General features: G+C 59.9%; 26 protein-coding genes and 1 pseudogene. 10 read left to right on the forward strand and 17 right to left on the reverse strand.

The genetic code is table 11. The features are described from left to right. The 3 genes from ACILSL_RS23335 to ACILSL_RS23345 all read left to right on the forward strand — a co-directional run. Positions 1–1,296, forward strand: a 1,296-nt coding sequence (locus ACILSL_RS23335; RefSeq protein WP_395734477.1) for a LamG domain-containing protein, incomplete at its 5' end; no start/stop codon positions are given. A 4-nt stretch (positions 1,297–1,300) separates the two neighbouring features. Beyond that, entirely contained in the window at positions 1,301–2,317 is a 1,017-nt protein-coding gene (locus ACILSL_RS23340; RefSeq protein WP_395734478.1) for a hypothetical protein, read from the forward strand. 535 nt (positions 2,318–2,852) lie between these two features. Further along, on the forward strand, positions 2,853–3,389 hold the full coding sequence (locus tag ACILSL_RS23345) for a hypothetical protein (RefSeq protein ID WP_395734479.1): 537 nt from the start codon (positions 2,853–2,855) through the stop codon (positions 3,387–3,389). Positions 3,390–3,425: 36 nt separating this feature from the next. Here ACILSL_RS23345 and nth read toward each other — a convergent pair whose 3' ends face one another. The 8 genes from nth to ACILSL_RS23385 all read right to left on the reverse strand — a co-directional run bounded on the left by nth (position 3,426) and on the right by ACILSL_RS23385 (position 8,974). Continuing rightward, complete coding sequence (gene nth, locus ACILSL_RS23350) at positions 3,426–4,079, reverse strand: endonuclease III (RefSeq protein ID WP_395734480.1); 654 nt, start codon at positions 4,077–4,079, stop codon at positions 3,426–3,428. A gap of 26 nt (positions 4,080–4,105) precedes the next feature. Then, on the reverse strand, positions 4,106–4,585 hold the full coding sequence (locus ACILSL_RS23355) for a 3D domain-containing protein (protein ID WP_395734481.1): 480 nt from the start codon (positions 4,583–4,585) through the stop codon (positions 4,106–4,108). 205 nt (positions 4,586–4,790) lie between these two features. Beyond that, the gene (locus ACILSL_RS23360) at positions 4,791–5,234 is read right to left on the reverse strand and encodes a thioredoxin family protein (RefSeq protein ID WP_395734482.1); all 444 of its coding nucleotides are present in this window, start codon (positions 5,232–5,234) and stop codon (positions 4,791–4,793) included. Between the two features lie 61 nt (positions 5,235–5,295). Further along, a complete protein-coding gene (locus tag ACILSL_RS23365; protein ID WP_395734483.1) occupies positions 5,296–5,991 on the reverse strand; it encodes a CDP-alcohol phosphatidyltransferase family protein in 696 nt (231 codons plus the stop codon). Between the two features lie 25 nt (positions 5,992–6,016). After that, entirely contained in the window at positions 6,017–6,505 is a 489-nt protein-coding gene (locus ACILSL_RS23370) for a hypothetical protein (RefSeq protein ID WP_395734484.1), read from the reverse strand. 45 nt (positions 6,506–6,550) lie between these two features. Next, positions 6,551–7,891 carry an MFS transporter gene (locus tag ACILSL_RS23375; RefSeq protein WP_395734485.1) on the reverse strand — a complete coding sequence of 447 codons (1,341 nt, stop codon included), beginning with the start codon at positions 7,889–7,891 and terminating at the stop codon, positions 6,551–6,553. A gap of 61 nt (positions 7,892–7,952) precedes the next feature. Then, entirely contained in the window at positions 7,953–8,591 is a 639-nt protein-coding gene (locus ACILSL_RS23380) for a DUF2490 domain-containing protein (RefSeq protein WP_395734486.1), read from the reverse strand. Between the two features lie 8 nt (positions 8,592–8,599). Beyond that, positions 8,600–8,974, reverse strand: coding sequence for a group 1 truncated hemoglobin (locus tag ACILSL_RS23385; protein WP_395734487.1), 375 nt, complete (start codon positions 8,972–8,974; stop codon positions 8,600–8,602). A 157-nt stretch (positions 8,975–9,131) separates the two neighbouring features. Here ACILSL_RS23385 and ACILSL_RS23390 point away from each other — a divergent pair, with 157 nt between their 5' ends. Both ACILSL_RS23390 and ACILSL_RS23395 read left to right on the forward strand, forming a co-directional pair. Then, positions 9,132–10,799 (forward strand): putative transporter, encoded by a 1,668-nt coding sequence (locus ACILSL_RS23390; RefSeq protein ID WP_395734488.1) that lies wholly within the window; start codon positions 9,132–9,134, stop codon positions 10,797–10,799. A 75-nt stretch (positions 10,800–10,874) separates the two neighbouring features. Further along, entirely contained in the window at positions 10,875–11,816 is a 942-nt protein-coding gene (locus ACILSL_RS23395) for a tetratricopeptide repeat protein (RefSeq protein ID WP_395734489.1), read from the forward strand. Between the two features lie 6 nt (positions 11,817–11,822). Here the strand turns inward: ACILSL_RS23395 and surE are convergent, their stop codons facing one another. Further along, positions 11,823–12,512, reverse strand: a complete 690-nt coding sequence (gene surE, locus ACILSL_RS23400; protein ID WP_395734490.1) for a 5'/3'-nucleotidase SurE — start codon at positions 12,510–12,512, stop codon at positions 11,823–11,825. Positions 12,513–12,515: 3 nt separating this feature from the next. Next, positions 12,516–13,502, reverse strand: a complete 987-nt coding sequence (locus tag ACILSL_RS23405; RefSeq protein WP_395734491.1) for an MDR family NADPH-dependent oxidoreductase — start codon at positions 13,500–13,502, stop codon at positions 12,516–12,518. A 167-nt stretch (positions 13,503–13,669) separates the two neighbouring features. Here ACILSL_RS23405 and ACILSL_RS23410 point away from each other — a divergent pair, with 167 nt between their 5' ends. After that, the gene (locus tag ACILSL_RS23410; protein WP_395734492.1) at positions 13,670–13,963 is read left to right on the forward strand and encodes a hypothetical protein; all 294 of its coding nucleotides are present in this window, start codon (positions 13,670–13,672) and stop codon (positions 13,961–13,963) included. A 5-nt stretch (positions 13,964–13,968) separates the two neighbouring features. Further along, a complete protein-coding gene (locus tag ACILSL_RS23415) occupies positions 13,969–14,352 on the forward strand; it encodes a type II toxin-antitoxin system VapC family toxin (RefSeq protein ID WP_395734493.1) in 384 nt (127 codons plus the stop codon). Positions 14,353–14,365: 13 nt separating this feature from the next. On the opposite strand, the gene ACILSL_RS23420 is transcribed toward ACILSL_RS23415, so the two are convergent. Continuing rightward, positions 14,366–15,910, reverse strand: a complete 1,545-nt coding sequence (locus ACILSL_RS23420; protein WP_395734494.1) for a right-handed parallel beta-helix repeat-containing protein — start codon at positions 15,908–15,910, stop codon at positions 14,366–14,368. A gap of 277 nt (positions 15,911–16,187) precedes the next feature. Further along, positions 16,188–16,952: pseudogene (locus ACILSL_RS23425) on the reverse strand (hypothetical protein); the annotation flags it as partial. A 146-nt stretch (positions 16,953–17,098) separates the two neighbouring features. Here ACILSL_RS23425 and ileS point away from each other — a divergent pair. Further along, positions 17,099–19,939: an isoleucine--tRNA ligase gene (gene ileS, locus ACILSL_RS23430; protein WP_395734495.1), complete on the forward strand. Its 2,841-nt coding sequence runs from the start codon at positions 17,099–17,101 to the stop codon at positions 19,937–19,939. Positions 19,940–20,409: 470 nt separating this feature from the next. Here the strand turns inward: ileS and ACILSL_RS23435 are convergent, their stop codons facing one another. The 4 genes from ACILSL_RS23435 to ACILSL_RS23450 all read right to left on the reverse strand — a co-directional run bounded on the left by ACILSL_RS23435 (position 20,410) and on the right by ACILSL_RS23450 (position 22,697). Further along, on the reverse strand, positions 20,410–21,090 hold the full coding sequence (locus ACILSL_RS23435; RefSeq protein WP_395734496.1) for a hypothetical protein: 681 nt from the start codon (positions 21,088–21,090) through the stop codon (positions 20,410–20,412). A 466-nt stretch (positions 21,091–21,556) separates the two neighbouring features. Continuing rightward, positions 21,557–21,988: a PIN domain-containing protein gene (locus tag ACILSL_RS23440; RefSeq protein ID WP_395734497.1), complete on the reverse strand. Its 432-nt coding sequence runs from the start codon at positions 21,986–21,988 to the stop codon at positions 21,557–21,559. Continuing rightward, positions 21,972–22,190 carry a hypothetical protein gene (locus ACILSL_RS23445; protein WP_395734498.1) on the reverse strand — a complete coding sequence of 73 codons (219 nt, stop codon included), beginning with the start codon at positions 22,188–22,190 and terminating at the stop codon, positions 21,972–21,974. The genes ACILSL_RS23440 and ACILSL_RS23445 overlap by 17 nt, the downstream gene beginning before the upstream one ends. Positions 22,191–22,325: 135 nt before the next feature. After that, a complete protein-coding gene (locus ACILSL_RS23450) occupies positions 22,326–22,697 on the reverse strand; it encodes an alpha-hydroxy acid oxidase (protein WP_395734502.1) in 372 nt (123 codons plus the stop codon). 296 nt (positions 22,698–22,993) lie between these two features. Between ACILSL_RS23450 and ACILSL_RS23455 the strand changes: the two genes are divergently transcribed. Further along, positions 22,994–24,049: an ROK family protein gene (locus ACILSL_RS23455; RefSeq protein ID WP_395734499.1), complete on the forward strand. Its 1,056-nt coding sequence runs from the start codon at positions 22,994–22,996 to the stop codon at positions 24,047–24,049. A 7-nt stretch (positions 24,050–24,056) separates the two neighbouring features. Then, a complete protein-coding gene (locus tag ACILSL_RS23460) occupies positions 24,057–24,518 on the forward strand; it encodes a CYTH domain-containing protein (RefSeq protein ID WP_395734500.1) in 462 nt (153 codons plus the stop codon). Positions 24,519–24,662: 144 nt separating this feature from the next. Here ACILSL_RS23460 and ACILSL_RS23465 read toward each other — a convergent pair whose 3' ends face one another. Next, the gene (locus ACILSL_RS23465) at positions 24,663–25,358 is read right to left on the reverse strand and encodes a transposase (RefSeq protein WP_395734501.1); all 696 of its coding nucleotides are present in this window, start codon (positions 25,356–25,358) and stop codon (positions 24,663–24,665) included. Between the last annotated feature and the right edge of the window lie 249 nt (positions 25,359–25,607).

A 25,607-nucleotide genomic window follows, 5' to 3' on the forward strand; every position in this document is an offset into this window, starting at 1 on the left:
GGCCGCGAGGCGCAGTATTATAAGTGGACGACCACGATGGAGTACACCCTGTTTGCCACGCCCAAGGCACCGCCGGAGCAGGCCTTTGACACCGAATCCGCCACCACCGAACGCAAGGGCAACAGCGTGGTGCTGGATGAAAAGGGGGTTCCTCTGGCCGTGCAGCCGAAGGGAGAAACGCAGGTGGGCCACAGCGAGACCCTGAAGGCGCAGGCGGAGGCCAAGAAGAAAGGCAAGGGCAAGAATGCAGACGCTCCGAAAAAAGGCGGAGCCAAGGGCAGTGCCAAAAGTGCGCCGATGCCCGGCAGCGTGCAGTTTCCGGACATGCCGGTGCTGGACCCCACGAAGACTCCCATCACCGTGGAGGCCTGGGTGCTGCCGGACAAGCCCAGCGGCACGATCATCAACCACGGCGGACCTCGCCTCGGCGTGGGTCTCGACTTCCATGACAAGAAACCGCAGTTCCACATCCGCAGTGATTCGAAAGTGAGCAGCATCGTCTCCGCCGAAGCGCTGGCCGATGGCTGGCACCACATCGCGGGTGTCCTCGCGGCTGACAAAAAGATGACGCTCTATATAGATGGAAAGCTTGTCGCCGAAGGCATGGCGGGGGATCTGGTGGCTGGCAAACCGGCGAATCCGCTGATCGTGGGCAATGGCAGCGGCGTGGCCGAAGAAAGCGCGGGGGCGTACAGCGGCCTGCTGGATCAACTCGCCGTCTATCACAAGGCGCTGAGCGCCGCCGAAGTGCAGCAGCGCTTCGAGCAGCCCGAAGTGAAGCCCACGGATGCCGTGCTGGTTTGCAACTTCGACAATGGCGACTCCCGCGACAGCTCCGGCAATGAGGTGCATGGCGTGGGGGCCGGGGTGGAATCCGGCAAAGGCAAGGTGGGCGGTGCCCTGTGGTTCAAGGGCGGTGCCGATGCCAAAGGCGGCAAAGGCAGCGGCAGCTTTGTGAAGCACACCTGGGACCGCTTTGTGCCCATCGTGGCCCGCAGCATGGCGCTGGCCGGCAAGACGGTGCTTGTCAGTGGTGCGCCGGACACGATTGATGAGGAGTATGCGTTTGAGCGTCTCGCAGCCAAGGACCCCGCCATCCTGCAGGAACTCAAGGAGCAGGACGAAGCGCTGGATGGCAAACGCGGCGCCAAGATGTGGGCCGTGAACACTGAGACGGGTGAACAAAGCGCCGGACTTGAGCTGACCAGTCCCGCCGTGTGGGACGGCATCACCGTCGCCCAGGGGCGTGTGTATGTGAGCACGATGGATGGCAGGCTGCAGTGCTTTGGGAAATAGAGCCATGCGACTCGCCACCCTCATCATCGCCATCTGCACCAGCGGTGCCTGCGCCTGCACCATTCCGGTGTTCCGCTTCGCGCTGGATCGCTGGGAGGCGGACAAGTTTCATCTGGTGATGCCTGCCGCCGTCTCGCAGACACCGGAGGTGCAGGATCTGCTGCGCCCCCTGCGCGCCAATGGCAAGGCCAACCTCGATTTCTCCACCTCCAAAGACCCCGCTCAGCAGGAGACCGTTCTGCGCTATTCACGGGAGAGCGACAAGCAGGTGTGGGCAGGCAAGCTGAATGCGGCCACGCTCAGTGCCGTGCTGGATTCCCCGGCGCGCAAGAAACTCGTGCAGCAGCTGCTGGCCGGAGATTCTGTTATCTGGGTGATCGCCGACAGCGGATCGCCGCTGGACGTGCTGGAGGTGGAGCGGATCGAGAAGCGGCTCAAGTTTCTGGAGCAGGTGGCATCTTTGCCGATCCAGGATCCGAACGACCCGGACAGCCAGCTTGGCCCTGGGCCGCCGCTGCGGCTGAAATTCAGCACCCTGCGGCTGCGGCGCGATGATCCAGCCGAAGCCATGCTGCTGCGTATGCTGACCGGCCCGAGGGGAACCTTTGACCCCACCACCACCAGCTTTGCCGGGGCGGTCTTTGGCCGGGGCAGGGTGCTGGGGGCCTGGCCGCTGAATATTTTGGATGACGCATCGCTGGAAGACGCCTGCATGTTCCTTGTGGGCCGCTGCGGCTGCCGGATGAAAAACGAAAGCCCCGGCTGGGACATCCTGCTCAATCTCGATTGGGAAAAGGCGCTGCCAGCAGCGGCCACCAGCGAGACCCCGCCTGCGGGATCTGAAGCCCCCAGCCCTCCGCCTCCGACCATCCCAGAGTTCAAACCCCTCGCGGTCCCTGATTTGGTGACGATTCTGCCCGAGATTGAGAAGCCGGCTGAAAGCCATAAAGGCCGGCTGATCGCAGGTTTGGCAGCAGGACTGGCGCTTCTTGTACTGATCCCGCGCTGGCTGAGAAAGTAGCGGCGCGTTTCGCACGTGGGGACCTCTTATAGGATGTATACGTCCTGTAAGACCTATTCAAATGCCGGGTCGCTGACGCAACGTCATAGCGACTGGATTGAATGGAAATCTCAAAGCCAAAAAAAAGATTTGCCCAATCTATTGATTTGAGAGATTATTTAACCTATCTAAATAATCAATAGATGCCCCACTTATCATGAAAAGGATCCTATTTTACGCTTTCAGCGTCAGCGTTGCCTTTTGCCAAAGTGCGGTCGGTCAGACTGGTTATGGTGTCATGGGTGTTCCTCCGCCGGGCTATGGCACTCCGCCTCCGGGATACGGTACTCCACCGCCCAATGTTCCTGCGTATCCCAATTCTTTGCCTCCTGCCTCCGTCACGCCGGCAGTGACGGCCCCTCCCGGTTATGCAGATCCGTACGCTGCGGCTCCTCAGCCTGGAGGCGTCTCCTCTTACGCGCCTCAGGGGGTGAGCAATTACAGCTCACCACCCGCTGGCGCAGGCGGTTATGGGGCGCAGCCGAGCGGGCCTAACATGGTCAATTTCAACAACATTGAGGCCTATTACCGCTACGTGGCCCCCAAGGCCAGCAACCTCTCTGGAGCCAATACCATCGGCGCGACACTGACGGTGGCTCTGTTCAATCCGCTCTATTTGAAATTTGGTGCTTCCTGGGGCAGCGGCGGCGGTGGCAGTGTGACGGGAGCCACGAAGGGGAACTATGACTTTGCGAGCATTCAGGCAGGTGCCGGTTTCCACACCTCGTTGATCAATGAAAAGCTCACTTTTGTGGCTGAAGCCGGTCTGGTTTACGCCAGCTTGAAAGCGCAGGACACTTCCGTGAGCTTCAGCGATGGCTCCATCTACGTGCGTCCAGCACTGCGATTCACCCCCTTGACCTGGCTGGAAGTGCAGGCAGGTGTGACGGTGAGCAGTGCGGACAAGTACGACAGCAAGATGATTGATTTGTCGACCTACTTCCGCGTGCTGCCCATGTTTGACATCGGTATTGGTGGAGATTTTGGCAATACCACCCGCGCCTTCCGCACCAGCCTGCGTCTGCGCTGGTAAGCCCGGTGGCGGTTCTTTCTTTGAACGGCGGAGCCTTCAGGCCTTTTTGGTGCTGACGGGATTCCGCCGCTTCGCATAGCAGGTGCGGCAGATTTCACACACGGTGCCATCACAGCCGCGCGCACTGCAAAACTCCCTGCCGTAGAAAATGATCTGCAGGTGTAGTTTGTTCCAAGATTCCTCCGGAAACAGGCGCTTCAAATCCCGCTCGGTCTGCAGCACGGATCTGCCATTGGTGAAACCCCAGCGCTGGGCGAGGCGGTGGATGTGGGTGTCCACGGGAAATGAAGGGGTGCCAAAGGCCTGAGCCAGCACAACCTGGGCGGTTTTATGGCCGACTCCGGGGAGGCGCTCCAAAGCCTCCAGCGAGGCGGGTACCTGCCCTTGGTGCTCAGCCAGCAAGATGCCGGAAAGCTGCTTGATGGCCCTGGCTTTCTGGGGTCCGAGGCCGCAGGGGCGCACAATGGCTTCGATTTGATCGAGTGGGGCGGCGGCGAGTGCCGCCGGGGTTTTACCAAGCCGAAACAAGGCTGGCGTCACCTGATTGACACGGACATCGGTGCACTGGGCTGAGAGCAGCACGGCCACCAGCAGGGTGAAAGGATCCTCATGATCCAGCGGAACCGGGGTCTCTGGGTACAACTGCTCCAGCCGAGTCCGAACGTAATCCGCACGCTCCTGTTTGGTCACTTGGGGAAAGTCGGAAAAACCGGGGACTAGGAACTGCGTTCAATGCGCGCCACCATGCGGCGGATGTGCTCGTAGCCAGTGCGCTCCTTCATGATGGACAAGCTCTTGGAAAACGATCCCCATTTAATGACACGGATGTTCACATTGCGCACGCCCCATGCATTCATGGTGGCCTTGTCCGGCTTGTAGAGGTCGATGGTGTTGGTGCCCACCAGGGCAGAACCATAATCATCCACCTGATAGACGTAGGGCAGTCCTTCGATCTGGAAAATGGTGCCTACCGGATACACCGACCAGTCGGCTGCGGCGCTGCGCACGTTTCCATATTTCAGCTGGGTTCCGACGGCCGTCTTGGCTCCGTAAATGATGTGGTCTGACTCGCCATGTGTGTAGGCCGTGGTGCGAACAGCGGTGATGCGTGTGCCCCGGCTCATGAAGCCTGTGGATTCACAAGACGCCAATAAACAGGCGGAGAGGCTGAGAAGAAGGAGGGTGTGGTATCGCATTTTTATTAACAATATCTGATTGTTAACTTTCCTTTTAGAATACTTATTGTGGGGTAAATACCCGCTGAAATCAATCTTTGATTTTCGGCCCCCTTTTTGAGAAAGAGGCCGTACGGCATCAAAGGCAGCAGTTCCTGTCGCGAAAGGGAACTCTGCGTGTATTCCTGGCTGTGATTGAGCCTGCCATTGCGGCGGCAAATCACGGTCAGTTTCCGCTCTTTGGGGAGGCTTCCGCCTTCTTCAGAACCTTGGTCAGCTTTTTGGCGAAATCCTTGGGTGCGGTGACGTCTTTCAGTTCGTCCAGCGTGGTTTTGCCCGTGGAATCGAGGAAAAAGAGGTGGGGGATGGTCTCCACCTTGAAGCCTTCGGCGAGCTTGCCGTTGGCTTCATCGTCGATGTCAAGGTAGGCCCAGTTGAACTTGTCCTGCAGCGGCTGCACCTCGCTGCTCGGGTAGACCTCCTTTTTCATTTTCTGGCAGGGGCCGCACCAGGCGGCGGAGAAAACGAGGATGACGGGCCTGCCATTCTCCTTCGCGGCCTTCAAAACCGCGCCAGAGGAGGTGAAGAACTTCGGGCTGCCTTTGGGGAAATCAGCGGCGTGGAGGCTGAGCGAGAACAGGGTGGCGAGTAAGAGGAGCGCTTTTTTCATGAGGGTGCGGGGAAAGGGACGCATGCCACGGCACGAATATTTCAACTCCTGTCAGGCTCTTTCAAAGCGCGGTCTTGTCACCTGAGCGAAGCGTCTGGGCCATGACGGACAGCCGCCGCCAGCACGTCCAGATGCCGCCAACAAAGATCAGCGTCAGGGCCAGCAGGATGCCCCAGCGCTCACTTCCTGCCAGGTGCTGGATCATTTCGATCAAAAGCCCGCCGCACAGCACGGCCATGCGGTGCTGTTTGGCCATGGGGCCGCGGAAGTCGTGCTTGCCGGTCAGTGACGCTCCCAGCACACGGATGTAGGCCGTCCACACCGCCGTCACGGCGCAGCACCAGCCCAGAGGAATCACGTGGAAGAGCTTCACCACCCCGGGGTCTCCCGCGCCGCTGTAGCCCGCACCCACCATGATGAGCACATCCGCCACACGGTCTGGCGCATCGTTGAAAATCGCTCCCACGGGTGATCCCTTGCCGCCTTCCACGGCGACCATGCCGTCCATCAGATTGCACACCAGCCTCATCTGGATGCAGACGAGAGCGCCCAGCCAGGCTGCAAGAATGCCGGTGATGCTGCTCTGATCTCCGGCGACCATGAAGCAGGCCATGGCCCCGCCGGCAAAAAGCACGCTCAGTAGAGAAATGGCATTTGGGGTGATGCCGGAGCGCGCCAGCAAACCTGCCAGAGCATGCGCCCAGCGGGTGTCGCGGGATTTCAAGCTGCGGCGTGACGCCAGGTGTTCTTCGGGCACGCTCATGTGAGGAAGAAACTCGAGCTCAGCGTGCCGTGGACTTCCAGCTCACCACCCGACCGTTGACAAAATCCGCCGTTCCAGCGGTGTAGGGAATGTACGTCACAGAAGTGCCGCTGCCCCACATCGGATATCCACCGTAGCCATAAGGACCGAAACCGCCAAAGCCGGGGTATCCGAAGCCGCCGTAGCCAAAACCACCGTAGCCAAAACCCATGTTCATATTCATGGATCGGACCGGACGCTGGCCTTCATAGGTCCAGTTTTCGCTCTCTTTGCCACGATTGATACCCACCGAGACGGTGTCAGGACGTCCCCAGGCAAGGAATACCGCATCCCGAGTCATACCTTCACGGATGAGGCCGTGCGTCACGAGCTGGCGGTCTTTGGCGCTGAGTTTGGAAAACATCTGCGGGTTTTTCTCAATACGCGTCCTGGGCGTGGAGGCGCACTGGACGAAAAGGGTGGCGATGGCCAGAACCAGACAGAGGCGGATCAAGAAGGGCTTTTTCATGGTTGGGAGCATTTTGCTGCCGGTGAAGTTGTTTGTCGAACGTTCTTAATGACCTGAAGACTCTACGTTTCGTTCAGCTTTGGTGGCTGTAAAAACGCGCAGCAGCATCCAGCCGCCTGCCGCCAGCACGGTTCCGGCAAACCACCACGGCCACAGTCCCAGTGCTTCGGCAAACACGCGGGGATCGTCCGCGCTCAGGTGCAAATGGCCGCCCACCCAGCCGGTCTGCCAGCCGAAGAGCAGGGTGAGTGTGCCATAGGCCAGATTGATCGTCAGCCCGCGAAAGCTCAGCGCGGTGGCCCGCTGCTCTGAATCCACGATTTCATTGAGATAATGGGAGAGGAAGAACTGGAGGAAACGCATGCTCAGGAACAGCGGCATGACGAGGGCGATGCCCGCCCAGCCCGGCTGCGGATGCGCTGCAGCCAGCAAGCCGCCAAACACCACGAGGCCGAGCCAGGTGAAATTCTGCCGCACCGTCATGACTTTGGCGCTTGTTTCCATCAGGCCAGCGGTCACGAGGCCCAATAGGGAAACGGTGGTGCCGATCACGCCATACCAGCCTTCCTCGATGCCCACGAGCCGGTAGAAATTGCTCGCCACGGTCAGGAACAGACGGATCACACTGTCAAAGACCAGCCCGAACAGGATCAGCGCGAAAGCGGCTTTCGTGCGCCAGATCCAGCCGCCAGTTCGCAGGATGGAGATCCAGGTTTCGCGGATGCTCTGCAGCAGCGAAATCTTGGGGGCAGGGGCGCGCACTTCGGTCATGCGCAGGGTCACCACCAGACAGGCCAGCGCCGTGCCCAAGCAGAGGAGCAGCGGCAGCTTCATGGACACCTCCTTGGCCACCGTTACATCCAGACCAGTCCAATGCAGTGCCGTCGTCAGGCTGTGTGCGTCATAAAGCACCGATCCAGTAATGGAGGATACCACAAAACCCAGGGCCATTCCGCGTGAAAGCTTGGCCATGATCTGCGGCCACAGCGTTGTGCGCTCAGCCGCCGGCAGGGAGTCGTATGCCAGCGCCTCATCCGCCCCGCTCGCACAGGCTTCGGCGGCCCCGCTGAGAACACGGTTCAAAACAAACAGCCACAGCACCAGATCGTGGTGCCCAGGTTGCATCAGGCACAGAACGGCCATTTCCAGCACCATCAGCACACCTGCCGCCACCACCAGCGGCCTGCGGCCAAAGCGGTCTGCCAGTGCCCCGGAGGGCACCTCCAGCACCACGCTGGTCAGCGCCCATACCACGTTCAGCGCCGCGAATTCACCGATGCTCAGCCCCAGATCGAGGAACAGAATCGTGAACACCGGGTAGTAAAACCGGCAGTTGAAAAGGATTCGGAACCAGACAAACAGGCGTGCATTGGAATGCTCAGGCATGCCTCTCTCTACGCGCCAAATCAGGACGCGGGCAACGCAAAGCCGCGAATTCCGTACGGCTCTAGAATCTCACCCGCAGATAGGTGCCCAGCACGGATTCGTTTTTCCAGGTCTTCTTGGTGCGTTTGGAGTCGATCATGTAGAAGAGGTCGAGGTCCATCGAATCGGTGAGCTTGAACGTGAGCCCCAGCGGTATGAAGCGGTTCTCTGTTGGGCGGCGAAGATGCAGGTCCATCAGACACTCATCGCTGGCATAGAGGCGTGTCAGCGGGCCCAGAGGCTGTGGCAGCGTCCAGGCGAGCTGCATGCGGTGACGTGTGCGGTTGGCCGTGGAGGGCGCGCCCTGGTTCTCGCGCCATTCCATCCGGTTGCGCCAGTCCAGACGCACCTGCTTTAGCTCGTAGTGGGGATTGATCTCCAGCTCTGGACGGAGCTGGTCGTAGCGGTCGTGCGTGGCGACGTTTTCGAGCCTGAGCATCGACAACCCCAGACCGAGATCCAGCCACTGTGCAGCGGCATACTTCACACGCGGGCTCACCATCTGCGCGTAGGAGCCGTCCACTTCATCGGCAAAGTTGCCCATGAACACACTGCCGGTCCACGGCGGCTTGCGGTAATAGTCCACATTCGACCAGGCCCACCACTCATCGGCTTGCGCAGGCAGGGTTGAAAGAAGGCAGAGGAATAGCAGCAGTCGCATCAGGTGAATCAGTAGGAGGCACCGATGATCTCGTTGGTCATGGCATTGATGCGTTCGATGACTTCATCCGTTTCCTCCTGCGTCACTCCCATGTCGAGCAGCGTCTCCACCAGATGTCCGGTGAAGCGGGCAAAGTGCTGCCGGGTGATGCCGCGTCCGTGATGGGTATGCGCCAGGGGACGCCCGCTGTACTGGATCGGTCCGCCGGTGGCCATGACAAAGAACTCGCGCTGCATGGCGTGCAGTTTCTCCAGCTCGGTGTGGATGAAAAAGGGCCCGAGCTCAGGATCGGCCAGCACGCGGACATAAAAGGCGGGAATGAGGGCGGAGATCATGTCTTCGCCACCGAGACGTTCATAGAGAGAGGGTTTGTTCGTATTCATGCAGAGACGCTATAAGCACAAACAGCGCCGTCATGCCGGGGCAAATCAGCGCAGGCCAAATCCGGCGCAGCGAATGGCAGCGGACGCATGATGCCCACACAAAAATGGTGCACAAACCCATTGCACCTTTGGCACCAATCATGCCTATGAGAAGGGAATGTCATTTCTTCAGCAACTGCATCTGGACAATCCCGTGGCCTGTGACCTGCTTACCTTCAGCATCGTCATTCTAGGCGGCATCGGCCTGGGCAATATTCGTGTCCGTGGAGTCAAGCTGGGCACCGCAGGCGTGCTCTTTGCCGGTCTGGCCGTTTCTCATTTTGGGATGCGTCCCAATGCGGAGGTGGCACACTTTTTGAAGGAGTTTGGGCTGGTGCTCTTCGTCTTCGCGCTCGGCATGCAGATGGGGCCGGGTTTTTTTGCCTCGCTGCGGCGCCAGGGACGCATGCTGAACGCCTATGCCTTTGCCTTGGTGTTTTTGGGGGGCATGGTGGCTTTGGCGGGCGGCTGGCTGTTTGGCATGCCGCTGCCTGCCGTGGCGGGTTTGTTTGCCGGTGCCACCACGAACACGCCCGCACTCGGCGCCGCGCAGCAGGCGCTTGCCTCAGCTCATGCGGACCCTGCGCTGATCACTCTGCCGGCGCTTTCCTATGCAGCGTCTTATCCCTTGGCCATTGTCGGGATCATTGTCTCGCTCATTGTTCTGCGGGCTTTTTTCAAGGTGGATGTGACGCAGGAGGCGGAGCTTTTTCGGCAGGAGCAGGGGGCCGGCATCGAGCCGCTGCAACGCATGAACCTGCGGGTGGAGAATACGAATCTTGAAGGTGTCGCCATCGCCCATGTTCCGGGTGTGCAGGAAACCAGCGTCGTCATCTCCCGGCATCGCGCAGCTGCAGAGGTTGAAGTCACCGCCGCCACGCCGGAAACGAAGCTGCATGTGGGGGATGTGATCATGGCCGTGGGCACGCAGACGCATCTGGAGCAGTTCCGTCTGGTCATCGGCAGCGTGAGCGAGGAGAACCTCATGAAGGCACCCGGCCGCATCACCTACCGCCGCGTGGTGCTCACGAACAAAAAGCTGCTGGGCAAAACGGTGCGTGAACTCGGCCTCGATCACTTCGATGGCGTCGCCGTCACCCGCGTGAGCCGCGGGGATTTGATCTTCACCGCGCTGCCCGATCTGCGCCTCCAGTTTGGCGACATGCTCCAGCTTGTGGGTGATGAGGATTCACTCAACGCCGCCACGCAAAGGCTCGGCAATGCAGTGCAGATGCTGCAGGAGACCAAGTTTGCCGCCATTTTTGCGGGCATCCTTCTAGGAGTGCTGCTGGGCCTCTACCCCATCCGCATCGAGGGGCTGCCAGCGCCGGTGCGCCTCGGCCTGGCGGGCGGGCCGCTCATCGTGGCCATCCTGATGAGTCATCTGGGACGTCTGGGCCCCATGGTAATGCACATGCCCATCAATGCGAACCGCGCCCTGCGTGAGCTGGGAATCATCCTCTTTCTGGCCAATGTCGGTCTGCTTTCCGGGGAGCATTTTGCCGCCACGGTTTTCTCGGCGCAGGGGCTGCAGTGGGTGCTGCTCGGTGTGCTCGTCACCATGCTGCCGCTGCTCCTGGTGGGATTTGTGGCGCGCAAAGTTCATCGTGTGAACTTCATGACGCTGTGCGGGCTCCTTTCCGGGGGCATGACCGATCCTCCCGCGCTCGCCTTTGCCACCACCATGGCGCGCTGCGATTCACCTGCGGTGGCCTACGCCACGGTGTATCCGCTCACCATGCTGCTGCGCATTGTGGCTGCGCAGGTGATTGCCCAGCTGGCCTGAGGAGGGGTATCTCGTTTCAACTCCACGCTAAAAACACAAGACATCCGGCGCACTTGGCGTTCCTTGCGGCCTGCCATGAAGTCAACCATCGTCGCTTTTCAGCTTGCCGCACTCCTTTCGGGCTCTGCCGTCTTGTACTCAGCGGAAACACCGCCCGCTGAAGTCAAACTGCCGGAAAAACTGCCGGAGGACCTCAAGAAGCAGGCGCTGGAGTTTAAGAAGCAGCAGGCAACCGTGCGTGAGTACATGCAGGCAGGCAAATACGCGGAGGCCGAGCCGGTGCTGCGTTCCCTCATCACCTCTTTCAAGAGCTTCTTTGGTCCTGGCAATGCACTGCTGCCGGAGTGCCAGGGGGCGCTGGGCACCTGCCTGCGCGCACAGGGAAAGCTGGCCGAGGCGGAGCTGGAATTTCGCGCCTCCTGGGAGGGGCATGTGAAATACTCCGGTGCGGACAAGCCGGAGACACTGCGCATTCACAATGCCCTGGCGGAAACACTGCACCAGGAGCAAAAGTACCAGGAGGCGGAGAAGGAGTCCCGGGCGGTGGTGGAGGAAACGAAAAAGATCTATGGGGCGGAGCATCCCGCGACCCTGCTAAACCGCACCAACCTGGCAGTGGTGCTGGGCGATGAGGGGAAATACCCCGAGGCGGAAAAAGAGCTTCAGGATGTTGTCAAAATCAATGAGCGCGTGCTCGGTGTGGACAAGCAGCCGACTCTGATGGCCCGTGGGGCGCTGGCGATGACCCTGCGCGCCGAGGGCAAGTTGGCGGAGGCCGAGCAGGAATTCCGCAAGGTGCTGCTCTTTATGGACATCAATCCTGGCGAAGACCATCCGGACACGCTGACCTTCCGCTATCAGTTTGCCCTCTGCCTGACGATGGAGAAGAAATTTGCCGAGGCCAAGAAGGAGGCGGATCAGGGGCTGGCGGCTGCGAAGAACAAACTGGGCGAAGACCATCCCAACACGAAAGATCTGCAGCAGCTCGTCACGAACCTGCAAAACATGCCCAGGTGAGGCGCGTCAAACGTGCAGCAGTGACACCGAGACCCTGCCGCTGAAGCAGGTCTCCACATCCGAGCCGGGATCTCGCGGGCGTGAGGCGTAGGAGGCGGAGTAGGCGTAGCCGTGCTCCTCTTTGCGATAACTCACATTCAAAGGTGAACGCGCCGGATGGCTGAGGATGCGTGGCGGCAGGGCGCTCTGATCTGCTGGGAGATGCGGAAGATTGATGTTCCAAAAGGTGCTGTGCGCGTGGTCCTGCGCATGCGTTTCCCGGATGATCTCCGCCATCCATGCGGCGGTGCGCTGCCAGTCCACCGTCAGCTCGCGGATCATGTAATGCGACAGCGCCATCGAGCGGATGCCATGATAGGCGGCCTCGCGTGCCGCCGCCACGGTGCCGGAGATGACGATGTCCTGCCCCATGTTGCCACCGGCATTCACGCCGGAGAGCACGAGATCGGGCTTTAAATCCAGCGCGAACAGGGCCAGCCGCACGCAGTCAGCCGGTGTGCCATGCACGGCATGGCGGTTCTCTGCATGCGTCTCTACCCGCAGATGTTGATGCGTGGTGACACGGTGCCCACACTGACTCTGCTCCGTAGCCGGAGCCACGATGGTGTAATTCCAGCCGAGCTGCTGCACCGCATTTTCCAAAGCCTGCAATCCCGGTGCCACGATGCCGTCGTCGTTTGTGAGGAGGACGTGCATGAGTTACGCGAGATCAAGGATGACTTTGCCGCCGCGTGAGCCTTCCTGCGCACGCTTGATCGCCCGGTTGAATTCGGCCAGCGGAACGATTTCGTCGATCGCGGTGACGAGTTCGCCTGATTGAATCAGCGTGGTCAGCGGATCCAGCACTTCGTAAAGTTCTGCGGTGCTGGCTTTCTCAAACCATTTGGTGATCCACAGGCCGTGAAGCTGGAGGTTTTTGAAGATGAGGAATTTGTTCGGCACCTTCAGGCTGCGGCGGCTCATGGCGCCATAGGTCACAAGGATGCCCTCGGGACTGAGCAGGTCCATGAGATGGATCGCGCTGTCACCACCCACGGCATTCGTGGCCAGCATCACAGGCTCGTCGCCAATGATTGATTTGGCTTCAGCGACGCCTTCGTCGGTGTCGAGCATGACCAAGTCAGCCCCCAGCGTTTTCAATTCATCAAACAGCTCCGTGCGGCGGACAAAGTTGATCGTGCGAAAGCCGAAGTGCTTGGCGAGTTGGATGAAGGCACGGCCCACGCCGGAGTTCGCTGCATTCTGCGCCACCCAGGCACCCTTCGGCAGATCGGTGTAATGTTTGAGCAGCGCCCAGGCTGTGACCGGATTGATGCGCAGCATGCTGGCCTGCACGGCATCAATTTGAGAAGGAACCTTGGCAAAGTGATGCTCCGCAGCTGTGAGATGCTGCGTCCAGCAGCCGGTGCCGAGCAGCGAGATGACCACATCTCCCTTCGTCAGCGAAGTCACGGCGCTGCCCACCGCCTCCACCTCGCCACAGCCCTCATGCCCCGGAATGCAGGGCGGATGCGCCGGGCGGCCATAGGTGCCCTCGATGAAATTGAGATCCGCCGGATTCACCGGCGCATAGCGCATCCGCACCCGCACCTCATGCCCCTCAGGCGGAGTGAGAGTGCGCTCGTGAAGCTGCAAAACTTCAGCAGGATTGCCGGTGCGGTCGAATTGGAGGAACTGGGACTTCATGAAAAAAGGGTTACGTTCGAAAAAGGTAGGGAGATCGAGTTTCCGCATTGTGGGAAGGAGAGGCGGAATGGCAAATGCGTGATCGAAGAACACTGACGGCAGGAGCGCGAGGGGGGCTTCTTCATTCGCAAGCTTTACGATGGCAGCAACATGGCCTATTCTTTCTGGTGAACACTTTGGAAACCGATGTCGAAATCAGCGCCGATGGAAGCCTGAAGCTGCTTTCGCCGCTGCCCGATTGGTTGAAGCCTGGCCGCATGCACCTGCTGCTGTCAGTTCCCAATGGGGCGACTTCAAGGGCGAAGCGAGTGATGCCGTCCGCCACGCCGGAAATGCTGGCTAAACGTGCGGAGGCGCTTGCCGGACTGCGCGCAATGGGAGGACTGAAAGATGTCATTCCTGACCCGGCAGCATGGCAACGCGAAGCCCGGGAAGACGTCATCCTTCCTGACCAGAAGTGATTCATATGATTTGCGACAGCAATATCGTCATCTATGCCGCCGAGCCTGGAGATACCCTTTGTCTTCCTTACGTGCAGAAAGCGGATGCCATGATCGCGAGTGTGACACGAATCGAAGTGCTGGGGTTCCCGAAGTTTGGAGAACTCTCGCCGCAGCGACAAGTTCTGCTCCATGACCTTCTTGCGTCCACCACCGAGCTGGCGTTGGATGAAGAAATCATCCGACAGACCATCCAGTTGCGTCAGCAAAAAAAGATGAAGCTAGGGGATGCCATCATCGCCGCCACAGCGCTGGAGTATGGTGTGCCGCTCGTCACTCGAAACGAAGATGATTTCAAAGACATTGCCGGTCTTGAGATCATCAATCCGTTCGCATCGGGTGGGCGGTAGGAGTTTCAGACTATCACTCCCTCACCCCGATCTCCTCCACCGGGATCTTCTTGAACCCCAGTTTGAAAGCCGGTGACTCGGGCTTGAGGCGGAAGTCGTCTTTCTGCCAGTCCACAAACAGCGGATCGGCGACGAGGCTGTGTTTGTCCCAGCCGGCGTTTTGCCAGGCGGCCCATTCGTCGAGAGGTTCGGCTTCGGTGATGCGGACGTCGTCGAAGAAGACCTGGCCCTTGGGTTCGTGGCAATCCACGCGTAGCCAGAAGGCGGTCATCCAGGGTTTCCATCCGGCTTCGTTTTCGCGCAGCATGCGCCCGGTGGCTTCTACCTCCTGCCACTCGCTGGTGGCGGTGATGCTGGTGCTGCCGGTCTGCCAGTAGCCTGCGCCATTTTTGAAGGAGGCAAAGGCGAGGCTGATCTTCGCGGTGGGCTCGGTGGATTTGACACGCAGCTTCACGCGATAGGCGGCGCCGGGCTTGATCGGCACATCGGGGCCATGGAAGACGCTCTTCGGATTGGGTGGTGTGCCGAGGGCGCAGTCCACACGCAGCGCGCCATCGGCGACGACGAGTTGCACGTCCTTGTTCGGCTTGTGATTGAAGCCCCAGCCCTTGGGTGTTTTGCCGGGCTCAGGGCTGTCGAAGTTCTCCGCCACCAGCGGCGCGCCTGCTTTGTCGGGGCCGACTTGATTGATGCCGGTGACGATGGGATGCCCGCCATTCCAGGCGAGGTTGTAGTCGATGGTGTTGTACTTCGGCGAAGCGTTGCGGATGTCGCCATACTTCACGCCGGGGGTGTCACCAAACATGATGTTATGCTGGAAGCTGTTGCCGCTCATCATGGTGCCGTCTTCGCGGATGGCGTCTTTCGGGTGCAGGTCCATGTTGCGCATGCTGGTCCACGCGAGCTGACCAGCCACAGATTCGTAGCCTTTGATCATCGTTTCGAGGTGACTGGTGTAGAATCGCTGATCTTTGGTCCAGCCATGGAGGTCGAACTGAAATTTGCCGCCGAGGGCGAAGATGTTGTTTTCCACAATGCAGTCGCGCGAGTTGTGCATGTGGATGGGCGTGTGCGCCACGCGATAGACGATGTTGCCGATGATGTCGATGCCGCCGCTGTTGTCGTCCGGGTAGAGGCCAAAGGTGAACCACGGGTGCTTCAGTCCGCCGGATTCCTGGCCGCAGCCGATGACGTCGTGGATCAGGTTGTACTGCCACTTGCTGCCACGGCTGCTGATCCAGTCCCGCCCGCCGGTGTAGATGGCACCGCCGTCCTGGGTCTCCAGGCAGAGATGGTGCAGGTGGTTGTATTCCACGATGAGGTTATTCCCGCTCATCTGCACGCCCATGCGCGGGCCGTCGTGGATATGGTTGTGCGTGGCGGTGTTGTCCACGCCGTAGAGCGAAATGCCGCAGGCGTTCTTGTTGAAGACGCCCATGTGGTGGATGTGATTGTCCGCCGCCACGTGGCCGGGGCCGGTCAGAGTCTTGCGATCTCCGCCGCTCAGACTGATGCCGTTGCTGCCAGTATAGCTGATCTCGTTGTGAGAGACGCGCACGTTTTTGCCGTCGCTCACGCCGATGCCGCTGCCATTGAATGCGCCGACTTGCGATGACGCACTTCAATACTGCGCAGTCTTCCGCACGCTCAAAGGTGATGGCGCTGCCGTGGCAGCCTGTGAACGTGAGTCCGCGAATGGCGATGTTCTTGGCACCGGCCTTCACCTTGAAAAAGCTCTCCAGCACCGGCATGCGCACTTCTGGAGTGATGTGGCACTCTTGCCCGCAGGATCGGAAGTGCGGGCAGGAGCCCACATCACTTTCCTGAGGCCAGAAATACAGCGTGCTGCTGCGTTTGTCGTAGTACCACTCTCCGGGGGCATCCAGCTCCTCCAGGGCATTTTGGAAATGGTAGCGGTTGTGCGGGTGGAGGTCGTAGCTGCAGTCCTTCTTGAGCGTGAGCAGTCGTGTCTGCGGATCGAGCGAAGCCACGGGTTCCACGAAATTCCACCAGCCGTATTGCGCGAAGATGTCCAGCTCCACGTCCTCGGGGTGCGCCCACTTACGCACGTCTTCCGGCTTCACATAAAGCGTGCGCTTCCACAGGTGGCCTTCCGGTGCGCCAGCAGGCGGAAACTCGGCTACAAAGGCCCAGCCGCCGTAGAGGGGATCTTTGGCATCGAAGTTCGGATAGCGCGCGAGGATCTGCCGCTCGCCGTTGCAAAGCAGTTGTTTGGGGATGAACCCCTTCGGCAGCAGCTTGGAGACATCCGCCTTCACAATCTTGCCCTCATGCGGCTGCCAGCCGGTGACGACCGGTGCGCCGATGAGCGTGCTCTTGCTGCCCGTGATCGTCAGATTCGAATCCTGCGCTTCGAGCTGAATCGGCTGCGTCAGCTCCGTCACCCCACCTGGCAGCAGGATCGTTGCCGGAGAGCTGTCGCCAGCTTTACGGGCCTCACGGACTTGGTTGAGCGCCTGGGGCAGCGTGAGGGCAGGGGAGACTTGCACCTCCAGGGCATGCGCGGAGGAAAGCAGGGATGCGGTGAACGCGAGGAGCAATGAGCGGGGCAGGAGCATGATTGCGCAGCGATACGCCATGCGGCCATGAGGGCAAATGCCTGTTGTAGGCGGGAATTGGCGTGGGGAGGCAGATTTGGGGCGGACGAGGCAGGATCAAGGACGAAGCCCTCCGTCCTTGCCACGCGCCCCCATCTCGCTAGGCTCCGCGCTCCTTTTCCCGTACCATGAGCGCCACTGACACTGCCAAGAACTACAAAGACACCGTCCTCCTGCCCAAGACCGATTTCCCGATGAAGGCGGATCTCGTCACGCGGGAGCCACAGCGCCTGGCCAAGTGGCAGGAAGGGAAGCTTTACCAGCGCATCGTGGCCCAGTCCAAAGGCAGGCCCACCTTCATCCTGCATGACGGCCCGCCGTTTGCGAATGGCGATGTGCACATGGGCACCGCGCTGAACAAGATCCTCAAGGACCTCATCGTGAAGTCGAAGACCATGGCAGGCTTTCACACGCCCTTCATCCCCGGTTGGGACTGCCACGGGCTGCCCATCGAGTTCAAAGTGGTGAAGTCCGCCGCAGGCCTCACGCCGGTGGAGGTGCGCCAGCGCTCCGAAGCGGAGGCACGCAAGTACATCGACATCCAGCGCAACAGCTTCAAGCGCCTCGGCGTTTTCGGTGACTGGGAGAATCCGTATCTCACGCTCGATCCCGGCTACGAGTCCGGCATCCTGCGCACCTTTGGCAAGGCCGTGGAGCAGGGCCTCGTCTATCGCATGAAGCGCCCCGTGCTATGGAGCTACGGCGCGCAAACCGCACTCGCTGAAGCCGAGGTGGAGTACAAGGAGAAGACCTCCCCGGCGGTGTACGTGAAGTTTGCGCTGGTGAATCCGCCGCCCGGTTGCGATGGCGCATCGCTCGTCATCTGGACCACCACGCCATGGACGCTCCCTGCCAACCTCGCCATCGCGCTGCATCCTACTTTTGACTACATCAGCGGCACCTTTGCGCATGCAGACGGCCGTGTGGAAAAACTCGTCATCGCCAAATCCCGCATCGAAGCCTTCGCTGCCGCCACCGGCTTCAAGCTGAACACCGAGCATGCCAACGAGGAGCTCAAAGGCGTCGCGCTCAATGGCTGCGAAGCGCAGCATCCTTTCCTGCCGCGCACCTCGAAGGTCATCAACACCCTCTTCGTCACTGACGACACCGGCACCGGCGCGGTGCACATCGCTCCCGGTCACGGCGCGGACGACTACCAGGCTGGGCGCGAGCACGGCCTTGAAATCCTTTCGCCGGTGGATGCCGATGGCAAATACACCGCCGAGTGCGGTCTGCCCGAGTTCGTGGGCAAGCATGTCTTCCAGAGCAACGACGGCATCATCGAAATCCTCACCGCCAAAGGCGCGATCCTTGGCAACGAGAAGTACGTGCATCAGTATCCGCACTGCTGGCGCTCCAAGACGCCGATCATCTTCCGTGCGGTTGAGCAGTTCTTTATCAAGATCGACGACATCCGCGCCAAGGCGCTGTACGAGATCGACAAAGTGCACTGGATGCCCGCCTGGGGCCGCAACCGCATCTACGGCACGGTGGAAAGCCGCCCGGACTGGTGCATCAGCCGCCAGCGCACCTGGGGCGTGCCGCTTCCCGTGTTCTACTCCGCCGCTGGCGAGATCATCATGGACCCCGATGTCATCGCCAAAGTGGCGGTGGTCATCGAGCTGCACGGCAGCAATCTGTGGTTTGAAAAAGACGACGCCTGGTGGGCGGCGGAAGTGGGCCTGCCAGTCGGCACGAAGCGTGGCAATGACACGCTCGACGTCTGGATCGATTCCGGCTGCTCCCACGTCAGCGTGCTGGACCGCCACCCCGAACTCCACGCTCCGGCGGATCTCTACATCGAGGCCACGGACCAGCATCGCGGCTGGTTCCAGAGCAGCCTCATGATGAGCATCATCGCCCGTGGTGCCGCGCCGTACAAGGCGGTGATCACCCACGGCTTCGTCGTTGATACCAGCGGCAAGAAGATCAGCAAGAGCGACCAAGGTGCCGCAGGCAAGAGCGCCAAGCCGATGACCGCTGACCACTACTACAACACCTACGGCGCCGACATGGTGCGCCTCTGGGTGGCCAGTGTGGACTACCAAAACGAAGTCCCGTTCTCCGAAGACCTCTTCAAGCAGAACAGCGAAAACTACCGCCGCATCCGCAACACCCTGCGCGTGCTGCTGGGAAATCTCAGTGGCGAAAAAGCGCCCGCCTCACGCCTGCCTGACGTGGACGTGGAGCAAGCCTCTGACTTGCCTGCGGAAGATGTGCCCGCCGCTTCCCGCCAGCCTGCTGCGACTGCTGCGGTCGCACCCGCCTACACCCTCGTAGACCGCTGGATCCTCGAGCGCCTGCACGCCGTGACGAAGGAATGCGTGGACGCCTACGCGCACTACGACTTCCGCAAGGTTTTCACAGTGATCAACAGCTTCATCACCGGAGACCTCAGCTCCCTCTACATCGACATCACCAAGGACCGGATGTACTGCGATGCCGCCACCAGCCCGCGCCGCCTCGCCACGCAGGCCGCCATCCGCGAGATCACCGAGACGCTCTGCCGCCTCCTCGCCCCCATGCTCGCCTTCACCGCCGACGAAGCCTGGGAGCACCTCGGCTACACGGACAGCGTGCACCTCCAGTCCTTCCCACAGCCCAATCCCGCCTTCCCCGGCAGCGATGCCACCCTGGCGGTGAATGAACTGCTCAAGGTCCGTGGCGTCATCCAGCAGGCCATCGAAAAAGCCCGTCAGGAAAAGAAGATCGGCTCCAACCTCGAAGCCACCGTGGCCCTGACCCTGCCCGCCGAAGGCTTCGACCACCCCGTCTTCAACGACCCCGCCACCCTCCACGAATTCCTCATCTTGAGTGACCTCAAGATCACCCGCGGCGGCGATCTCAGCGCCATCGTCCAAGAGTCCACCCACTGCAAATGCGGCCGCTGCTGGAAGTATCTGCCTGATGTGGGAGCGAATGCTGAGCACCCGACGCTGTGCGGCCGGTGTGTCGAGGCGGTGGGGTGAGTATGAGTGTTCTATGAACAATCGGTTCATCATCTATGGCCCGCCAGCTTCTGGGAAGTCGACACTTCTCAGAACGCTGCCGACGCTTATGGATGGCTGTACCGTTGTTGATCTCGAATTGGTCGATACAAAGAAGAGAGGCTCGCTTTGATTCAATGTTTGGCGGAGGTTCGGTTTAAAGGCCCGCTTTTTGTGGGGGCGGCAGATTTGGCCCCGCGAGAGTTTCCCGAGTCTTTTCAGGTTGTAAGCCTTCTCCATAAAGAGAAGGCACAATACCTTGCTAGGGTCGCACGGAGAAATGAAAGTAATTCAGACAAGAAGGGGCAGGATGAAGATCGTCTGTTCGATTGTTTTACGAGAGTCTTGGCGAACAATAAGCAATGGATACATATTGATCCCGAATCTTTTGAGGGGGAATGCACCAAGATGGCTGAAGATCTTTTGGCAAAGACGGGCCTGCCTTCTCAGCGCTAAGATACCCGCTCTCTCTGTGGACCGAGAAGGTGGAAGCGCTCCATGAGGTGATCGATTTGGTGCTTAATTCGCGGGGTCGTATCTGCGGCCTCATAGTCGCGCAGGCAGCGTTCCGCATCCTCCTTGGGAGGAAGATCTTGTATGGGGACATGCCTCTTCCATCGTCCATTCTCAGCGGCTCTAACAACTCCGCTCAATGAATCCAAAGCCACCAGGCTCAAGGGGCGACCGGACTCCAGCCACTTTGTTACGCGAGGCCATGTGATGCCTGATTGGGAGGCCAAACTGCCCCAGTCATCAGTAATGGGAGGCTCGATATGGGATTCGATCCAGTCGAGCATTTGCGGATTTTTGAAATCATAAAGGTGCATCATACGCCTGCGCTGCTCTTTGAGAGGCAGCGTTTTGAACGCCTCAAAACATCTGCTGAAGCCTTCCTCATCTGGAAGACAGGCCGCTGATGCTTTGGCTAACGCTCCAAAGTACATGCTTTCAGGGTAGTCAAGCCACGCCCGGCGCACTAGATCAGCGGCCGCTGCACCCAAACAATGGGAGCAGATCTCCAAAATCGTCGATTTCCAGTGTGAGTTCTGCGCCGATTCGTAACAAGTTATCAGTAGGTTTAGAACAGACGCCTTGGGATGTTGCCGCCAAGCTTCGTTAATGGATTCGTTCAAAGCGTATCTTGTCAGCGTAAACTCCCACAGTCCATCCAAGTAAGCGGCTTTGTCGTTCAGGCGGGGCGCTGGAAATAGGTCTGCGTCAACAACTGCTTCTCTCGGCTGATCCGCCGTTCCATCATCCAAGTAAAAATCGCTATGGAGAGAGAAGTTGTGAGGGCAGTGCCGAACCGCAAGGCGGTACCACTCCGCAGGTCTAAGAGCGCGCGTTACTAGTCGATGCTGGCAGGTGGCACACAACTGATAGGGCTGAGACTCATCATCACATGACTCAGAAACGGTCGCGCGCGATGAATCACACGCTTCACACATGTTTGATGTCAGTATTTGTGGCACAAAACGAACTCTGCCCACCCTTTTAAAAAAAACAAAATAAAACGAGTTCGCATAGATTTTTCTAGCAAAGCTAACGCTCGTCAAAGCTTGCTGAAGCTCTGCGCTGCACCTATGCTGCGTTGTTTTATCACGGCACCACACAAACAAACGCGCCAAGAACCGCAAAATCGCGAGCGTTTGTTGTGAGAATTGACTGAATACCCGCTTCACGGAAAGTCGAAGCCAGCAATGTGTCGAGAATGCGTTTGCGACCCAGGCGATGCTGACGCATCCAGTCGAAAAATGTGCGAACCGAAAAGGCATCGGAACCAAGTTGGTCCATTTCAGGCGAGTCCCACCAAATTTCTGCACGTTCCAAGGCTGCCTCCATCGTCAGCGGTTGAGTAAAACGTTTCGGATCGGTCACGACATGTACAAACTCCGCCAGCACCTGGGGGACGAGTGCAAAACGATCTCCAGCCGCTCGAAAGTCTTTAAACTTCAAGCGCGCTGCTTGGTGATCAGCATGCTCCGCCACTTCGGCAGCCACAAGAAAGCCGGTATCAATCCCGTGTGTCATCAAGCATCTCCTCCAGCAGGTCGTCGTCGGCAGTCAGAGGCTTGATCACTTTCCCAAGCTGCAGCGGTTCGAGATCAAACGCGCTACGTCGCTTGGGCTGCTCCCGGCGAGACCTCACGAAATGAACCAAGCGTTCCAAGCGGGAAAGCTCCGCCAGATCGAGGTGCGGAATCGCCATTTCAATCTCTGTCAGAGTGCTCATATCTTAAAACTATGCTTTTCACCAATGGCGGCAAGTATTCGTTCAGGAAACAATGTCTGATCCACCGACCTATTATTTGGCGGGTAGTCCACGATTCACTCATCGTAGGATAAGATGTGAAGGTGCTCACTGATCTCACCTCACCAAAAACTCCGGAGTGATCTGCGGGATCGACGCCGCCCCCGCCTGGCGCATGTCGATCTGCAGTTCTTTGCGCAGCAGGGTGAGCATGGTTTCCACCCCGGTCTGGCCGAAGGCGGCGAGGGCCCAGAGGTAGGGGCGGCCGATGCAGACGGCGCTGGCGCCCATGGCGAGGGCTTTGAAGAAATAGGTGCCGCGACGGAAGCCGCCATCGACGAGCACTTTGCCATTCACGGCGGCGATGACTTCGGGCAGGCAGTCGATGCTGGCGCGTTTGCTGTCCTCGCTGCGGCCGCCGTGATTGGAGACGATGAGGCCGTCCGCCCCGTGCTGCAGCGCGAGTGCAGCGTCCTCCTTCGTGACAATTCAAGCACGTTCACGGCCTGATTTGCCGCAGTGATGGTCAGCCCGTTTAAAAGGCTGCTCAGGCCAAGGCCGCATGCGAGAGCCGGGCTGGTTGCAAGCATGTGCAAAAACCGACGGCGGCCGAACTCGTGTGAGATCATGATGGAGGGAGAGGAAGGCGCTGCCAGTCGTCCGCCCCCCCCCGGCAGGCATGTCAATGCCCACCCCAGCCACATGGCTTGCATAGGTCTCTTGCTCATGGACGCGCATTCTTCTCGACCACCGTCCATTCGCTCGCCAAAGTCTAAGCCCCGTTTATGCCATCTGCCACTCGCGACATTTATCTCGGCACCGACTCAGGAGCCACCACTTCCAAGACCGGCGGCGTGTTTGCCAATGGTGAACCTGTCTCCCTGCAACTCCGCCAAAGCTCGACCAATGCGCAAAACGGCACTGCCGCCGTGGTGGCCGGGTGGGTGGAAGGCGCGGAAGGTTTCCTCAAGGACAATGGACTCACGTGGGATCGCGTCGCTGCGGCGGGGCTGGCCCTGCCGGGCCCGTATCAGGTGTATGGCGTGCTCGATAAATCCTCCAATCTGCCGGAGTGCTTCATCGGCTGGAATTTCCATGCCGACTACTCCGCAGCCATCGCCAAGGCCGCAGGCCGCGAGATCCCGCTGTATGTGGGCAATGACGGCGACTTCGGCGGTGTGGGCGAGGCGGCGCGCGTGCGTGGTGAAACGAAGGCGACCGTGCTTCTTCTCGCACCGGGCTCAGGACTGGGCACCGCCTACATGGATGCCAATGGCCTCCCGCTCAGCGGCGATCACCTCGCAGGCATGGAAGGAGGGCACATGCCCATTCCGCGTCACCTCCTTGGCCATGGTCTGGATGAAGTGCCCCCTTTCAGTTGCGGCTGCGGTCGTGACTGGGGTTGCATCGAGGCCTACTCCACCATCTCCGGCCTGCCGCAGTTCATTGAGTTCTTCCTGGCCAAGTATCCCGATCACGAACTCGCCGCCAGCACCGACACGCCAAAAAATAAGGGCCTCTCCCTGCGTGGCCGTGCGCAAAAGGGCGATCCGCTCGCGCTGAAAATCTTCGACATTCAGGCGCGTGCGCTGGGCATTCACGTGGCGAATTTGTCCATGGCACTCGACCCCGGCATCGTCGTCATCGGCGGTGGTCTGATGGACCCAGACAGCACCACGCCAGAGTTCCGCGAGCGCTACCTCGGCGGCATCCGTGCCGCCGCGCTGCCCTACCTCTTCCGGAAACAACGTGCCGAGCTCAAACTCGTGCCAGCGACTCTGGGAGAGCTCTCCCAGTCCATCGGCGCAGCGCTCGTGGCACTGTATTCCTCCAAGGCCTGAATCACGCATGGCCACTGAGATCGAGCGCAAGTTTCTCCTCAAGCCCGACCAGTGGCAGCCCACCGGTCCGGGCCGCCGCATGGCGCAGGGGTATCTCTCGCGCGATCCCGACCGCACGGTGCGCGTGCGTCTGGTGGGGGATGAGGCGTTCATGACCGTGAAGAGCCGCCGCACCGGCATCTCGCGCACGGAGATCGAGTTTCCCATCACGGTGGAACATGCGCGCGATCTGCTGCTGCTCTGCCATCAGCCGCTGATCGATAAAACGCGCCATGAAGTGATGCATGAAGGCATGCTGTGGGAGGTGGACATCTTCCACGGAGCAAATGACGGCCTCGTGGTGGCGGAGATCGAGCTGCCTGCGGAAGACACCGCTTTTGAACTGCCCGAGTGGATCGGCGAGGAGGTGAGCCACGACATGCGCTACACGAACTCGAACCTCTGCGCAGTGCCGTTCAGCGAGTGGTAACGGAGCGCGGACTTTATTCCGCAGCAGGTCGTTCGCGCATGGAGCGTCGAATTCCCCACGCAGTGCCGCAAGCACGTTGGCGCTCGGCTTTAAGGGGACGGGTGGGACGGCTAAGAATCTGGCGCTCCGTCGGGGTGCTGCGGACTAAAGTCCGCGCTCCGGGGCTTGATTTTCATCGTGCACGTAGGTCCAGGGCCATGCTTTCCAATCAGAGGCCAGACCGGCCTTCACGGGATTGTTCCGGATGTATCGGAGGGTGCGATCTTGATGGTCGGGATCTCGCATGTAGGTGTCCCAGTAATCGCTTTGCCAGAATGAAGTCTGAAGGCTCAGGAGTGAGTTTGCCAAGCGGGCGGTGGCTCCTTTCCATTGCTGCAGAATTTTTTGCACCGGCACTTCGAAGGTTTCAAACAAGGCATGCACGTGATTGGGCATGATTGTCCAGGCTAGAAGATGATACTTCGTGCCATTGAACTTTTGCATTTCACCGGCGACGATTTCCGCCACGCGGTTGTCTCTCAGATGACACGCTCCGTGGCCAAGATCGAGCCAGGCTTCGAGCTGAAGGCGGCGCTCCCGGTCATCCTCGATTTTCAGCAGCTTTTCCCACTCTTCCTGCAGTTCCACCGGGAAGCTGTCTGCCAGGCGGAAAGTCACAAACTGGGTCAGTCCTGGTTCATCGCGGTGGGGAAGGTAGCCACGTTCGTGCCAGCTGTGGAAGCCTTTGATTTTCTCCTCACGCGTCAGTTGTGGCGAAGCTTGATGTTGCCGCTCGACCAGTCGCCGAACTTCAGGCCGATGCGGCGGACCTGCGCGACGAGAGTGAGGTGATTCGCTCATGACGCACAGCAAAGGAAGACCAATGCGGCACGCAAATGGAATCGGAGCGCGGACTTTAGTCCGCAGCAGGTCGTTCGCGCATGGCGGGTGGAATTTCCCACGCGGTGCCGCAAGCACGCTCGGTGGAGCGCGGACTTTATTCCGCAGCAGGTCGTCCGCGCGTGATGGGGGGACTTCTCGCGCAATGCCTCAAGCACGTTGGCGCTCGGCTTTAAGGGGACGGGTGGGATGGCTAAGAATTTTGCGCTC

The organism is Prosthecobacter sp. (assembly GCF_044222345.1).
Classification (GTDB): Bacteria; Verrucomicrobiota; Verrucomicrobiia; order Verrucomicrobiales; family Verrucomicrobiaceae; genus Prosthecobacter.

What these genes read in the sequence shown, in the direction of transcription:
- ACILSL_RS23385 (WP_395734487.1), bottom strand. Translation starts at nt 8,974, where the DNA reads ATGAATACGAACAAACCCTCTCTCTATGAACGTCTCGGTGGCGAAGAC.
- ACILSL_RS23415 (WP_395734493.1), top strand. Translation starts at nt 13,969, where the DNA reads ATGATTTGCGACAGCAATATCGTCATCTATGCCGCCGAGCCTGGAGAT.
- ACILSL_RS23440 (WP_395734497.1), bottom strand. Translation starts at nt 21,988, where the DNA reads ATGACACACGGGATTGATACCGGCTTTCTTGTGGCTGCCGAAGTGGCG.
- ACILSL_RS23390 (WP_395734488.1), top strand. Translation starts at nt 9,132, where the DNA reads ATGTCATTTCTTCAGCAACTGCATCTGGACAATCCCGTGGCCTGTGAC.
- ACILSL_RS23345 (WP_395734479.1), top strand. Translation starts at nt 2,853, where the DNA reads ATGGTCAATTTCAACAACATTGAGGCCTATTACCGCTACGTGGCCCCC.
- surE (WP_395734490.1), bottom strand. Translation starts at nt 12,512, where the DNA reads ATGCACGTCCTCCTCACAAACGACGACGGCATCGTGGCACCGGGATTG.
- ACILSL_RS23375 (WP_395734485.1), bottom strand. Translation starts at nt 7,891, where the DNA reads ATGCCTGAGCATTCCAATGCACGCCTGTTTGTCTGGTTCCGAATCCTT.
- ACILSL_RS23360 (WP_395734482.1), bottom strand. Translation starts at nt 5,234, where the DNA reads ATGAAAAAAGCGCTCCTCTTACTCGCCACCCTGTTCTCGCTCAGCCTC.
- ACILSL_RS23465 (WP_395734501.1), bottom strand. Translation starts at nt 25,358, where the DNA reads ATGAGCGAATCACCTCACTCTCGTCGCGCAGGTCCGCCGCATCGGCCT.
- ACILSL_RS23445 (WP_395734498.1), bottom strand. Translation starts at nt 22,190, where the DNA reads ATGAGCACTCTGACAGAGATTGAAATGGCGATTCCGCACCTCGATCTG.
- ACILSL_RS23460 (WP_395734500.1), top strand. Translation starts at nt 24,057, where the DNA reads ATGGCCACTGAGATCGAGCGCAAGTTTCTCCTCAAGCCCGACCAGTGG.
- ACILSL_RS23340 (WP_395734478.1), top strand. Translation starts at nt 1,301, where the DNA reads ATGCGACTCGCCACCCTCATCATCGCCATCTGCACCAGCGGTGCCTGC.
- ACILSL_RS23395 (WP_395734489.1), top strand. Translation starts at nt 10,875, where the DNA reads ATGAAGTCAACCATCGTCGCTTTTCAGCTTGCCGCACTCCTTTCGGGC.
- ACILSL_RS23405 (WP_395734491.1), bottom strand. Translation starts at nt 13,502, where the DNA reads ATGAAGTCCCAGTTCCTCCAATTCGACCGCACCGGCAATCCTGCTGAA.
- ileS (WP_395734495.1), top strand. Translation starts at nt 17,099, where the DNA reads ATGAGCGCCACTGACACTGCCAAGAACTACAAAGACACCGTCCTCCTG.
- ACILSL_RS23380 (WP_395734486.1), bottom strand. Translation starts at nt 8,591, where the DNA reads ATGCGACTGCTGCTATTCCTCTGCCTTCTTTCAACCCTGCCTGCGCAA.
- ACILSL_RS23370 (WP_395734484.1), bottom strand. Translation starts at nt 6,505, where the DNA reads ATGAAAAAGCCCTTCTTGATCCGCCTCTGTCTGGTTCTGGCCATCGCC.
- ACILSL_RS23355 (WP_395734481.1), bottom strand. Translation starts at nt 4,585, where the DNA reads ATGCGATACCACACCCTCCTTCTTCTCAGCCTCTCCGCCTGTTTATTG.
- ACILSL_RS23455 (WP_395734499.1), top strand. Translation starts at nt 22,994, where the DNA reads ATGCCATCTGCCACTCGCGACATTTATCTCGGCACCGACTCAGGAGCC.